This is a genomic window from Micromonospora sp. NPDC000316 (genome assembly GCF_042898885.1).
Classification (GTDB): Bacteria; Actinomycetota; Actinomycetes; order Mycobacteriales; family Micromonosporaceae; genus Micromonospora.
Genome location: NZ_JBIAZG010000035.1, coordinates 1 through 12,525, shown reverse-complemented (window position 1 = coordinate 12,525; position 12,525 = coordinate 1). Strand labels below are relative to the sequence as shown.

Below are 12,525 nucleotides of genomic sequence, written 5' to 3'. Positions count from 1 at the left end.
GCGTCCGCAGCGAACGCCAACACCGCTGGGGCCGACCCCGCACCAACGCCGCCTGACGACTCAGACCCGGTGAACGTTCATGGACGCCGCACTAGTGCCCGAGGCAACCGCGTAACCGTTGTCCTGCACCACCGTCGGCACAGGAGCGATGATGTCGTCGCCCGGGGCTGCGAGAACCACCTCAGGGCCGGCGACCGAGGCGCGGGCGAGGCCTCCCGATCTGGTTGTCGCATTGACCGCAATCACGCCGGGTGTGTTGGCCGGGGAGTCGACCGTCCGACCGCCCGCGCCGGCCGCCGCGACAAGCACGACGTTCTTGCTCAGGGCGTACTGGACCGCCTCGACGATCCGGATGCTGGCGGGCTGCTCGAAGCCGATGGACAGGCTGATCACGTCGGCTCCGGCATCGGCGGCCCAACGGATGTCCCGTGCCACCTCACCGTCGTAGCCGTTGCCGTCGCTGCCGCTCAGCGCGATCGGCAGGACCTTCGCCTCCGGCGCGATCCCGAGCTGCCGATTCCGGTCGCCACCCCGCCCGACGATCAGGCCAGCCATCGACGTGCCGTGCCCCGCCTCCTTGTCCCGGTCGACCCAGCCCAGCGGAGACCCCGCCGGAGCAGCACCCGGGCGCCCGGCCAGTTGGCCGGCAAGCGCCGGATGCGTCGCATCGACGCCGCTGTCGATGACAGCGATCGTCACCCCACGCCCCTTGGTGATCTCGTGGGCCTGCGGGATCTGCAACGCGTCGAGATACCACTGCAGGCCGCGTACCGTGTCGGCCGCCGACGCTGGAGCTGGCACGCCCACCACCCCGGACCCGACCACCACGCCGACTATCGACACGGCGACGGCGAACTTCAGCACCCATCGGCGACCCTTACCCGTACGCACGGCACTCCCCGAACCTCGTCGACTAGCTACGACGTTGCGGCTTCCCAACGATGTCGCTGCGGCTGCCGTCTACTTGGCCTCACCGCTTTCGTCCTACGTGGCCGGGCAAAGCATTGTCGTCGACGGAGGCGTCACGGTGCGCGGCCCATTCTCCGCGTGACTCGCCCTGACGCAATCCGGCCGCCGTCGTAGTGCTCAGCCACCGGTGATCGGCAACCGCTTCTCGGGACGACCGGACGTTGAGCCGGCGCGTCCAACCTTACTGGGCGTGGCGCCCGGTCAGCGGCATGAGCGTACCGCCTGGGGGTCGTCACCCCCGCTCATCCGGCCACTCCGTCGTCGCTCGCAACTCCAACGCGGTTCGAGGGCAGATGAAGGTGCTTATGAAGGTCATCGAGTGCTCGGTCAGCGCACCTGCAAGTGTGATTGTCCGATCGTCAGAGGCCTCGACCACGACTGGTTCGCTACGGGGCCAGTCCATGCGTACCTGCACGACGCCGGCCGTGTTTCCCGTCGCTGTCGTTCTGGCCGCGTTCTGCTTCACCCCGGTCACCACCGTCGCCGAGGTCGCGGCAAGCAGTCCTGGTTCTACTGGCGCGCCCTGTTGACCTGAGGCAGGGCCGTTCATTTGACAGAACCTGTCGAACGACGTGGTCAGCGTTCTGCTCGCGGCAGTCCACCAGGGGCGATCAAGCAATCGAGCGACCGTGAACGGTCCGCATCCAAGCAGCGGTGACTGACGACTCAAGATTTGCGCAAGATCGACCACTCTTGATGTAACGCATCGCTCGGGGTGGATAGTCTCCTGGTCGTGCGATCCCGCACGACACAAAGGCCATTGACCAGGAGGCAACATGGGTTCGTCCGAATCGCTTGACCTGTCCGAGCTGAACGTCGACGACCTGGAATACGGCAACGGCACGTCGGGGATGGAGTCGCTCGCCATCAGCCCCGCGATGTCCGTCACCGACGGCCCGACCAGCGGCCGGAACTGCGGCAGCCAGGGCGGCACGACGGGGTTCTGCAAGCCGGTCGGTGGCAGCTTCTCCCTGGGCCACTGACCGTCATCACCGGTAAGGACCGGCGGTAACCAATCGTCGGCGGGTCCGGCGTCGGCATCGACCGGCGTCGGACCCTCCCCACCCAACCCAGAAGGAATCGCACATGTCGGCCCTGGAGGCACACCGGACGGCATCCGCGCCATCGCTGAGTGTCATCATACCGACGTTCAGGGATGCGCCGAGCCTGGAGCTCACCTTGCGGTCCCTGAGCAGGCAGTCGCTCCCGGTGGATCGTTTCGAGGTCATCGTGGTGCGTGACGGCGGCCCCGAGGGTGCGGAGGAATACGCCGCCGTGGCCGAGCACGGCAAGGCCCTCCGGCTACGGATCATCGAGCTGCCGACCCGGCGCGGCCGCTCCGCGGCGCGCAACGAGGGCATCCGGCACGCCACCGCGGCTACGATCCTGTTCCTCGACAGCGATTCCTACGCCGATGCGGACCTGCTCGAACGGCACGTCACCTTCCACTCGTCGGCGGACGGTCCGCGCGTGCTGATCGGCCGCCGCAACGAGCTCGGCCGGCGGCACCTCGACGCGGTGCTCGCCGGGGGCCCGATCACGCCCGCTGCCGACCTGCGCGCCGACGACGGGGGCGATCTGCGTTTCCCCAACGGCATGCCGACGCAAGAGCACTGGCGGGACGCGATGTGGCTGTTCGCGTACGGGCACAACGTGTCCGCACCTCGTCCCGCGGTGACCGCGGTCGGTGGGTTCGATGAGAGCTTCGGCACCCGCTGGGGGTGGGAGGACATCGAGATGTTCTACCGAATCGACCAGCACCTCGGTCCGGAGAATCGGGTCTTCCGGTTCGACTCCAGCGCGTTGGTGTACCACCTGCCGCACTACCGCGACATGTCCCAAAATATCCAGGAGTACAGCGGGAACCAGGCGGTGATCGGGGCCAAGTACTCGACCCGGATCGACTGGGAGTTCGTCGGGATGATCGACCCGGTCTACTCGGCCGAACTCCTCGCCCGGTACCGGGCGGCGATCGCGGACTGCGTGGCGTCGGGAGCTTGCCGGGTCGCACCCGCCTGGCGGTGGCTCGGCGACCGGCTGGCCGACGCTCGGACACTGTGGGTCGGCACCGGAACCGCTGAGCTGCCCCTGCCCGACGACGCGGTCACATTCGACTACGGCGCCCCCCTGACCGACCGCAACTTCCACCTGGTCGGGATCGAGCCACCCATCCCACCGGACAGCCTGGATGCCATCATCAGCGTCAACTTCTGGCGATACCTGCACTGGCAGGAGCTGTGTTCCTTTCTCGCCACGTCGGCCCGCCTGGGCGCGGAGATCTACCTGGTCGGCACCGACGCGCACCTGTCCGCCGGTCCGCCGCCAGGCCCGGAGCAGGTGCGGTACCTGGCACGCGCCTTGCGGCACAGCTTCACCGTCACGGTGCTGGAGACGGAAGAGCCCGGCGGGATGTGGGCGCTGCATCTGCGCCACTACGCCGCCGACACACCGCCGACGCCGGCGGCGGGCGCGTGAGCGTCATCGAGGCCCGCGGCATCCGCAAGGTGTTCCGGATGGCGGACAAGGCCCCCGGCTTCACCGGCTCGCTCCGGCACCTGATCCGCCCCCGCTACCACGAACACACCGCCGTGGCCGGCATCGACCTGACGGTCGAGGCGGGTGAGGCGGTCGCCTACGTAGGGCCCAACGGCGCGGGTAAATCCACCACGGTCAAGCTCCTCACCGGAATCATCGAACCGACCGCTGGCGAGGTACGGGTCTGCGGGCTCGTTCCGCACCGTGACCGCCATGCAAATGCCAACAACGTCGGGGTGCTGTTCGGCCAGCGCAGCCAACTGTGGTGGGACTTGCCGGTCCGCGACTCGCTCGGCCTGCTGCGCGACATCTACCGGATCCCGCACCGGCAGTACGAGCACCGGCTGCACGAGTTGGAGCAGGTCCTCGACCTGGGCAATCTACTCCCGGTGGTGGCCCGCAAGCTGTCCCTGGGCCAGCGGATGCGGGCCGACCTGGCCGCGGTACTCCTGCACAGTCCTCGGGTCCTCTACCTGGACGAACCGACCATCGGGCTGGATATCACCGCCCGTGACGCGGTACGCGGATTCCTGCGCGACCTGACCGACAACGGCACCACGCTGATGCTCACCACGCACGACCTCGGGGACATCGAGGAGGTCTGCGAACGGATCGTCATCATCGACCAGGGCCGGGTCATCCACGACGGCTCGCTGACCGCGATCAAGGCCGAACTGGCTCGCGACCGCACGATGCACCTCCTGCTCACCGCCGAGAGCCCCGGCATCGACCTCTCCGCCGCGCTGCCCGGCACCTGGTCCGCCATGGACGAGGGGAACCGTCGTCTGTCGGTACGCTTCGACCGTTTCGCCTACGGCGCCGGAGACGTCCTGTCCGCCGTGGCGGGACACGCGACGGTTGCCGACGTACACATCGACGAGCCGTCCATCGACGACATCATCCGCCGGATCTACGCCGGGGCCGCGAGCGGCGCCGGCGTCCCGATGCCGGGATGAGGGCCTATCGGGCGGTGGCCCGCGTGGCCTGGTCCACCGTGCTGGTCTACCGCGGAAACTTCCTGCTGCAGTTGGTCGGCGTCGCGGTGCAGACCGTGGCCCTGCTCGCGGTCTGGCGAGTGGTGCTGGTTGACGGTGAGGGCAACCCGAGCGGCTTCACCTGGGAAGAGATGAAGGCCTACCTGCTGGTCGCCTTCGCCACCGGCACGGTGCTGTCCGGCTTCACCGACTCCTTGCTGGCCGACCGGGTGCTCAGTGGCGCGGTCGCCCTCGACCTGGTCAAGCCGGTGGACTATCAGCTGGCGCGGTTCGCGGAGGCACTCGGCTACCTGCTGGCCGAGATCCTCTCGGTGGCCGTGATGGGTGCCGTGCTGGTGCTCGCCTTCGGTGGGATCCCGGTGCCCTCCGGCGTCCCGGCGGTGCTGTTCATGGTGAGCCTGCTCGCTGTCGTGCCGCTCAAGTTCGGGCTGGTCTACCTGACCGGGCTGGCGTCCTTCTGGACCGAGAACTACCAGGGTGTGAGCCTGACGCGGGTCGCCGTCACCAACATCCTCTCCGGGGCGCTGGTGCCGATCGCGCTGTACCCGGAAGCGCTGCGTTGGCTGTGCCAGGTGTCACCGTTCGCCGGGATCGTCTCCACCCCGGCACTGCTCTACCTCGGCCGGGTCGACGGCGCCGCCGCCGTCCGGCTGATTCTGTGGCAGCTCTTCTGGGCGCTCGTGCTCTGGGCCGGCGCCCGCATGGTGTTCCGGGCCGCCCTGCGCCGTCTCGTGGTCCACGGGGGTTGACGTGCGCGAAGCTGCCATCCTGACCCGGGTCTACCTGCGCATGCTCGGCGCCTACCTGCGGGCCGTGCTGGAGTACCGCACCGACGCGCTCCTACTGGTCCTGGCGACCGTGCTGACCCAGGTCGCGGGCGTCGTCTTCCTCCTCGTCGTCTTCACCCAGGTGCCCACGCTGGGCGGCTGGACACGGTGGGAGGTCATGTGTGTGTACGCCATGGTGGTGCTCGCCGAGGGCATCGGTTCGCTGTTCTTCGAGGGTTCCTGGCACCTCGCCGCGTTCGTGAATCTCGGTGTCCTCGACTACCTGCTGGTACGCCCCTATCCCGTGGTGCTCCAGGTGATGGGTGCCACGCTCGGCCCGAACGGCCTGGGCGGCGCGGTGCTGGGGATCGGGCTGCTCGTGGCGGCGGCGCCCCGGATCGAGGTGGACTGGGATCCGATCTCGGTCGGCTGGGCGCTGCTCCTGCTGGGCAGTGGCGTCGTGGTCAAAGTGGCCATCAACCTGGCCAGCAACAGCACCGCGTTCTGGCTGCTCAGCCCGTCCAGTTCGTCGGCCGCGACCATTCACACGCTCGGCGATCTCGCCCGTTATCCGATCACGGTGTACAGCTTCGGCGTACGGGCCGTGCTGACCATCGTCCCGCTCGCCTTCGTGGGGTACTTCCCGGTCGCGAACCTGCTGGGCAAGGGCGTGTCCGGGACGATCGGGGCGTTCACGCCGGTTGTCGCGGCGGGCTGTGCCCTCGGCGCCTGGGCCTACTTCCGTCGGGGACTACGCCGTTACGAGAGTTCAGGGAGCTGAGATGACTCATCTCGCGTCGACCGCACAATGGGCAGAGGTCTCGTTGGTCGGGCGGTACGAGCAGGCGGTAGCCGCCCGGGAGACGATCACGTCGCCGGGCGATCCACCGCCGACCAAGCGCTATCACACCGCACACCGCACACCGCTGCACTGGCCCGGTCCCGGTGCGCCCGAACCGCCCGGGGGTGACCTCGGCCGGTTGAGCCGTTGGCTGCTGGCGTTCGCGCCGACCCGGGTGGAGCACCTGTCGCCGACCGCCATCTCGGTCATCATCGGCCGGCCGGGCGAGGTCAGTGGCAGCGCACGCTACGCGGGTGGCAGTAACGCGCTGCGCCGCAGCGCCCCATCCGGTGGTGCGTTCTATCCCGGTGAGGTGTACCTGGCCTGGAACGGCTCGCCGGACCTGCCCGCCGGGGTGTACCACTACGACCAGGTGCACCACGCGCTGGAGTTGCTGCGCCCCGGCGCCCCCGCGCCACGCCTGGCCGCGGCGCTCGATGACGACCTGCGGCAGCCGAACGCCCTGGTGCTGACCTGTCGACCGTGGAAGAACACCAGCAAGTACACCACCTTCAGCTACCAGATCACCGCCATGGACCTCGGCGTGCTGACCGCGCAGGCACTGACCGTCCTGCCGGCCGCACGTGTGCACTTCTCGTTCGACGGCACAGCGGTCGAGGACCTGCTCGGAATCGACGGCAGCGTGGAGAGTGGCTATGCGGTCGTGGAGTTGCAGGGACCGGCGGTGCCGGCGGTCGAACCGCTGGGCGAGCTCGCACCGGGGCTGACCGAGCGAGGGCTGGAAGTGGACCGCCGGACGGTGCCTTCCGTGCATCCAAGCGCTCTTGCGCTGCACGCCGCCTGCCGCTCCGACCCGCTGCGCGGCAAGCGCACGGCCGCCGATCCCGGCACCGCCGGGCCGCAGCCGGGCCGGACCGTACGGCTGCCGGCGCCGCCCCCACCGGACCTCATCGCGGCACTGTCTCGCCGCCGGGCCGCCCCGAGCATGCGGCCGGGACTGACGGTGGAGCAACTCGCCGGCGTGCTCGCGCACGCCGGCACCGACCTGGCGACGGATGCCGTCCCCACCGGTCTGCGCCCCACACTCTGGTGCGCGGTCAACACGGTTGCGGGCCTGCCCGGGGGCGGATACCGGTACGACCCGGTCGCGCACACGCTGATCGCCACCGGCGGCAACCGATCGGCCGGAGCGATGACCCGCGCGACCGGCAACGTCGCCGGCCGGATGATCTCTGCCGGTGCCACGATCTATGTCGTGGCCGGGCCCGATGCGGTTCCGGACCGTCTGGCGCCCTGGTCCTACCGCCTGCTGCTGATGCTCGCCGGGACTGTCGTGCAGAAGGCCTGTCTCGCCGGCGCGGCGGTCGGGGCCGCGACCCGGCCGATCCTCAGCTTCCTGCCCGACGAGGTGCGCGGCCTGCTCGACCTGCCCCCGCAGCACACCACCCTGGTGCAGGTACACATCGGTGCGCCCGGCCCGTGCCCGGGCCTGCTGTCGATGCCGGTGCTCGACGACCCCACACCCTCACAACGGTAGGAGCACAGGCATGAACGGTAGACCGATCCCGGCACCCGTGGACCACACACCCGAGGCGGTACTGGGCGAGCTCGCCGCACACGGCGCGGTGCTGGTCCGTGGCGCAGCCGCGCCACGGGAGACCTTCCACGCCCTCGGCGACGCCCTGATGGAGCCGCTGCGACACGAATACCGGCTCACGGCGGAGCGCGACGTCGTCCCGGGCGACCCCACCACCACCACGGTGACCCGCGGCACCGCAGGGCTGCCGCTGCACCGGGAGGCCTCGTACCTGCCGGGCGCTCCGGACCTACTGACATTCCACTGTGTACGGCCAGCGGCGGCGCACGGCCTGACGACGCTCTGCGACGGGGTGGCGGTCCTGGCCGCCTTGGAGCCCGCGCTACGCACCCGGTTGGAACGGCTGGAGATCGTCTGGGAGACCCCGGTCGGGCCGGAGCACTGGCCGGTGCTGGCCGGAACGAGCGACCGTACGGCAGCGATCCGGTCCATCCGTGACTGGTCCGCCCATCTGCTGCCGTGGCAGACGATCGACGCCACCTTCGAGGGCGACGTCATGACTGTCGCCTTCGGCACCCTGTGCGCCCCGCCGACCCTGTTCGGCGGCATGCCGGCCTTCTGCACCTCGCTGTTCGTCACCGACCCGGAGGCTGGGGACTACGTCGAGGGGCGGCTGCGGGTGCGGCTGGCCGACGGTGCCCCGTTCCCCGGGGACGTGCTGCGGGCGCTGCGGCACGTCGCGGACCGGCTGACGGTGGCCGTGCCGTGGCGCGCGGGCGACACCGTCCTCGTGGACAACACCAGATTCATGCACGGCCGACAGGCCTTCGACGACCCGGCCAGGAACGTCCTGGTCCGGATGGGACATCTACGGCAGGCGTGGATGCCGATGCCAGCGGTGGGAGAAGCGATCCGATGAGACCGAAGCTGCGCGACGACTGCACGTACGTCGCCGTCGACGACGGTGTTTACCTGGAGGCCGCGACCGGCACGGTGCACATCACCGGGCGGTCCGCGTTTGCCCTGGTGGACCGCATCGCCGCGCACCTCACCGGTGAGCGGACCCTCGCCGAACTGACGGCCGCCCTGCCCGAGGCGCACCGTCAGGCCGTCACGAACCTGGTCACCGAGTTACTGCAACGGAAGCTGGCCCGTGACGTCGACGCCGACCCTCCGCACGGCCTCTCCTCCTCCGAGTTGGCCCGCTACCAGGAGGAGATCGCCTTCGCCGAGCACGTGGCCAACGCCTCCGTCGGCAGGTTCGAGGCATTCCGGAACAGCCGGGTGCTGCTGATCGGCGCGGGTGCGACGATGGCGGCCCTGCTGCAGTCGCTGTTCAAGTTGGGTCTGCGGGCACCGGCGCTGGCGTCCACGGCGGAGGTCCCCGACGGCAACGAGACGTACCAGCGGATCCTCGACCGGTGCCGGGCCGAGGACCCGGAGCGCGGCCTGACCACGGTGGATGTGACGGGCCGCCTGGACGACGCCGACCAGGCCCGGGACCTGCTCTCCGGATACGACGCCGTGCTGCATTGCAGCGACCGGCGGATGCCGGCCCGCGCCCGCGTACTGGCCCGTGCCGGACGGACGGCCGGGATACCGGTACTGCACGCGATGCCGCTCACCGGCGACGCCTGGCTTGGCCCGACGGGTGAGGGCGCCTGCTGGGAGTGCCTCTGGTGGAACCTTCGGGGGACGGCGGTCGAGGACAGCCACCTCCGCGCGGCGTTGGAGGCCGACGATCCGGAGTCGTTCGAACCGTACCTGTCCGCGCCGCTGTCCGCCCTGGTCGGCACCAAGCTGGCCTTCGCCTACTTCCGGCAGGCGATCGGTGCGGAGGACGCAGGCAGGGTGGTCACCCGTATCGACCTGGAGACGGCGGTGACGAGTGAGCACGCCGTGGCGGCCCACCCTCGATGCGCGCCGTGCGGCGCCGGCACCGCCACGGCTGACGTACCGCCCGTGGACGCCGAGACCTTCTCCACGGCGGTCGCCACGCTGGTGGACGAGCGGCTCGGCCCGATTCTGCGCCTCGGCACCGGCGAGCACACCCAGTTGCCGGTGAACGTGGTCGACGTCAGCTTCGCCGATCCGACGGCAGCCGGGAAAGGACCGCAGACGCTGACCGTGGTGGGAACCAGCCGGTCCGAAGCCCTACGCAGGGCCGCCACCGTGGGCCTGGAGACAATCGCCGCCGCCGTCGACTCCACCGTCGCGCCGGTCACCCGCTGCGGTGTCGCCGGCGGCTTCACCTGGCCGGAGGCGCAGGTCCGGGCCATCCTTCGGCTGCACCATGCGTACGGCGGCTCGATACCGCCGTCCGGGCCGGACAGCGACGCGGAACCAGGCTCCCCGGGAGCGTGGCTGGACCCGTCCGCCTGGCCGGCGGCGACCCTCCCGCTGGTGGAGGACGCGGCAATCCTCGGCACGGAGCTGTACGCCTGGCACACCGGTACCGCCACGCCGACCGTCTTCGTGGGCGGCGGTGGCCTCTGGCTGGCCCGTGCCTGCTCAGTCGACGTCGACAGTGCGCTGACCGCCGCGGTGCAGGCCGCTCTCGCGCACCTGGCCGGGCTCTCGCCGGCCGGCTGCGACGTCGGTGTCGAGCCTGGGGCGACCGTCGACTGGGACGGGCACCTCGCACGGCTGCGGAACGCGGACATCGGCGAAGGGCCCCGGATCAGCCTGCGGCGGCTCGACGGCGGCCCCGCCGTACGGTCGGCTCTGCCCTTTGTGGCAATCGCGTCAGTGATGCCGGCATGACGCCCCCTGCGGCTGGGCCCCCGGTGGCTGAGCTCTCCGCGGCTGAGCTGTCGGCGGTGTTGACCGAGGTGCGGGTGGTCGGCGACGACCTGCTCGTCGAAGCGGTGCGGTCGGCGGTGGACGTGCCGGTGCGGCAGGAGGACGGGTCGGCGAAGCCTCCCGGCGCTGGCATCTCGCTGACGGTGGCGGCCGACCGGCTCCGGGTCAGGATCGGTCCGCTGCTGGTTCCAGGCACCGTCGGATGCGGCCGATGCGTGGCGACCCGGGAAGACCGAAACCAGGTGGTGCTGAAACCGCACCAGCGCGCGGCTGCCCAGGACACCGGTCCGGCGGCGCCGCCGGTGGTGGGCGCTCCGGTGCGGGACGTGGTGACGGCACTGCTGACCGACGAGGTACGGCGGCTGGCCGTCGGCAGCACCGCCCGGACCGCCGGCGCGGTGCTGGACGTGTCGACCACGACGGCGGAGATCAGCCGGCACCCGTTCCTGCCGGACCCGTGCTGCCCCGAATGCGGCGACCTTCCCCCGGACACCCCGCAGGCGGCGATGCTGCCGCTGGGGCCACGACCGAAGGCGGAGCCGGACCACTACCGGATTCGCCGGCTGGGTGACGAACACGCTGAGCTGACCCGGACTCTGGTCGACGCGAAGACAGGGGTGATCGCCTCCCTTGCCGTCCGTCACCACGGCCCGATGGTGGTCACCGAGGCGTTGAGCGGACCTGTGTGCTGCACGGACTGCACCGGATACGCGCGGACCCTCAACCTGCCGGACAGCGTCGCGGTGTCCATTGCGGAGACTCTGGACCGTCTCGGGGGCATGCGGGCACGCGCCCGACGCACCTCCGTGCACGCGTCCTTCCGAGAGTTGGGCACCGAGCGGGCCGTCGACCCGGACACCCTGGGCCTGTCGACCACCGCGCCCGCGGGGCAGCGCTATGACCCGGAGGTGCCGATGGAATGGGTGTACGCGTACTCGTTCCGCCGTGACGAGCCGGTTCTGGTCCCCGAGTTCGTCGCCTACTTCGGTGCACATGCCACCTTCGGCGGGTTGGAATGCTCGAACGGCTGCGCGATCGGCGGCACCCTGGAGGAGGCGATCCTGCACGGCATCTTCGAGATCGCCGAGCGGGACGCGGCACTGGCCACCTGGCTGACCCGGCGACCCGCCCGGCGGGTGAATCCGCACAGCACCGCCAGTGCGCATACCCGCCTGCTGCTGGCCTGGCTGGAACGCAGTACCGGCAGCCGGGTGCGCGCCTTCGACATCACCATGCCCGAAGGCGTACCTTCTCTCTGGCTCATGCTCGTCGACGAGCGTGACCGGCCTGCGGAGCCGAAGGTGTTCTCCGCCTCCGGGGCCCACCTCGACCCGGAACGTGCGCTGCGCTCCGCACTGGTGGAACTGGCTGGCGAGGCGGAGCGCATTCGGCTGCAGTTCGACCCGCGGCGCGCGGACCGCCTGGTCGACCATGGCGACGCAATCGTCAAGATCGACGATCACGCCTTCGCCGCGGCGGCACCGAGAGCATGGCCACGCTTCGCCTTTCTCGACCACGACGGCGAGATCGCCACCATGGCGGAGGCGTTCCCACCAGCACAGCGGCACCAACCCGGAGTAGACCAGCTCGACGACCTGCGGCACACCGTCGAGCGGTACCTGAGCGGCGGCACCGACGTCGTCGTCGTGGACCAGAGCGCCGCCGAGCACCGCGCCGCCAACCTGCACGCCGTCAAGGTCGTCATTCCGGGCACCATCCCGATGGCCTTCGGTCACGACAACCGCCGCCTCGGCGACCGAGAGCGCCTGCTAAACCTCCCGGTGCGCCTCGGTCACCGCACCGAGCCACTGCACGTCGATGACCTCAATCCGCACCCTCATCCGTTCCTCTGACGTGCGGCCTCGGCTTGGGGCCACCGGCGGCGGGCCAGGTCGCCGGGCTCAGGGTTGACGACTGGCGGGTCGCGTCACCCGGATCCGGTCCGTGCGGTTGGATTCAGGGCATCGCCGTGTGTCCCTGGGGAGCGCCGCCGTGAGTCCATATGATCAGCTTGACCCGGAGGGCCGACTTCTTCGAAACCACCACCCTGACCGGCGCCCGGCTCTACGTCCTTGCGGTTATCGAACACGCCACCCGCCGCGTCCGCGTTCTCGGTGC

At 70.3% G+C, this 12,525-nt stretch carries 10 protein-coding genes and 1 pseudogene; 10 read left to right on the top strand and 1 reads right to left on the bottom strand.

The window, feature by feature from the left end:
• Nucleotides 1–60: 60 nt before the first annotated feature.
• Complete coding sequence (locus ACFY2Q_RS29290; protein ID WP_387135863.1) at nucleotides 61–891, bottom strand: S8 family serine peptidase; 831 nt, start codon at nucleotides 889–891, stop codon at nucleotides 61–63.
• A gap of 34 nt (nucleotides 892–925) precedes the next feature.
• On the opposite strand from ACFY2Q_RS29290, the pseudogene ACFY2Q_RS29285 reads away from it, so the two are divergent.
• The 10 genes and pseudogenes from ACFY2Q_RS29285 to ACFY2Q_RS29240 all read left to right on the top strand — a co-directional run.
• Nucleotides 926–1,051: pseudogene (locus ACFY2Q_RS29285) on the top strand (SDR family oxidoreductase); the annotation flags it as partial.
• Between the two features lie 694 nt (nucleotides 1,052–1,745).
• A complete protein-coding gene (locus tag ACFY2Q_RS29280) occupies nucleotides 1,746–1,952 on the top strand; it encodes a hypothetical protein (protein ID WP_387135861.1) in 207 nt (68 codons plus the stop codon).
• A gap of 103 nt (nucleotides 1,953–2,055) precedes the next feature.
• Nucleotides 2,056–3,444, top strand: a complete 1,389-nt coding sequence (locus ACFY2Q_RS29275) for a glycosyltransferase family 2 protein (RefSeq protein WP_387135859.1) — start codon at nucleotides 2,056–2,058, stop codon at nucleotides 3,442–3,444.
• Nucleotides 3,441–4,460, top strand: a complete 1,020-nt coding sequence (locus ACFY2Q_RS29270) for an ATP-binding cassette domain-containing protein (RefSeq protein WP_387135857.1) — start codon at nucleotides 3,441–3,443, stop codon at nucleotides 4,458–4,460. Before ACFY2Q_RS29275 ends, ACFY2Q_RS29270 begins: the two co-directional genes overlap by 4 nt.
• Nucleotides 4,457–5,248, top strand: a complete 792-nt coding sequence (locus ACFY2Q_RS29265; RefSeq protein ID WP_387135855.1) for an ABC transporter permease — start codon at nucleotides 4,457–4,459, stop codon at nucleotides 5,246–5,248. The genes ACFY2Q_RS29270 and ACFY2Q_RS29265 overlap by 4 nt, the downstream gene beginning before the upstream one ends.
• A 1-nt stretch (nucleotide 5,249) precedes the next feature.
• Nucleotides 5,250–6,047, top strand: a complete 798-nt coding sequence (locus tag ACFY2Q_RS29260; RefSeq protein ID WP_387135853.1) for an ABC transporter permease — start codon at nucleotides 5,250–5,252, stop codon at nucleotides 6,045–6,047.
• A gap of 1 nt (nucleotide 6,048) precedes the next feature.
• The gene (locus tag ACFY2Q_RS29255) at nucleotides 6,049–7,605 is read left to right on the top strand and encodes a hypothetical protein (protein WP_387135851.1); all 1,557 of its coding nucleotides are present in this window, start codon (nucleotides 6,049–6,051) and stop codon (nucleotides 7,603–7,605) included.
• Nucleotides 7,606–7,615: 10 nt separating this feature from the next.
• A complete protein-coding gene (locus tag ACFY2Q_RS29250; RefSeq protein WP_387135849.1) occupies nucleotides 7,616–8,524 on the top strand; it encodes a TauD/TfdA family dioxygenase in 909 nt (302 codons plus the stop codon).
• Entirely contained in the window at nucleotides 8,521–10,368 is a 1,848-nt protein-coding gene (locus ACFY2Q_RS29245) for a TOMM precursor leader peptide-binding protein (protein WP_387135847.1), read from the top strand. The genes ACFY2Q_RS29250 and ACFY2Q_RS29245 overlap by 4 nt, the downstream gene beginning before the upstream one ends.
• A gap of 23 nt (nucleotides 10,369–10,391) precedes the next feature.
• Complete coding sequence (locus ACFY2Q_RS29240) at nucleotides 10,392–12,260, top strand: TOMM precursor leader peptide-binding protein (protein WP_387135845.1); 1,869 nt, start codon at nucleotides 10,392–10,394, stop codon at nucleotides 12,258–12,260.
• Nucleotides 12,261–12,525 lie beyond the last annotated feature (265 nt).

What these genes read in the sequence shown, in the direction of transcription:
- ACFY2Q_RS29245 (WP_387135847.1), top strand. Translation starts at nt 8,521, where the DNA reads ATGAGACCGAAGCTGCGCGACGACTGCACGTACGTCGCCGTCGACGAC.
- ACFY2Q_RS29250 (WP_387135849.1), top strand. Translation starts at nt 7,616, where the DNA reads ATGAACGGTAGACCGATCCCGGCACCCGTGGACCACACACCCGAGGCG.
- ACFY2Q_RS29280 (WP_387135861.1), top strand. Translation starts at nt 1,746, where the DNA reads ATGGGTTCGTCCGAATCGCTTGACCTGTCCGAGCTGAACGTCGACGAC.
- ACFY2Q_RS29255 (WP_387135851.1), top strand. Translation starts at nt 6,049, where the DNA reads ATGACTCATCTCGCGTCGACCGCACAATGGGCAGAGGTCTCGTTGGTC.
- ACFY2Q_RS29265 (WP_387135855.1), top strand. Translation starts at nt 4,457, where the DNA reads ATGAGGGCCTATCGGGCGGTGGCCCGCGTGGCCTGGTCCACCGTGCTG.
- ACFY2Q_RS29275 (WP_387135859.1), top strand. Translation starts at nt 2,056, where the DNA reads ATGTCGGCCCTGGAGGCACACCGGACGGCATCCGCGCCATCGCTGAGT.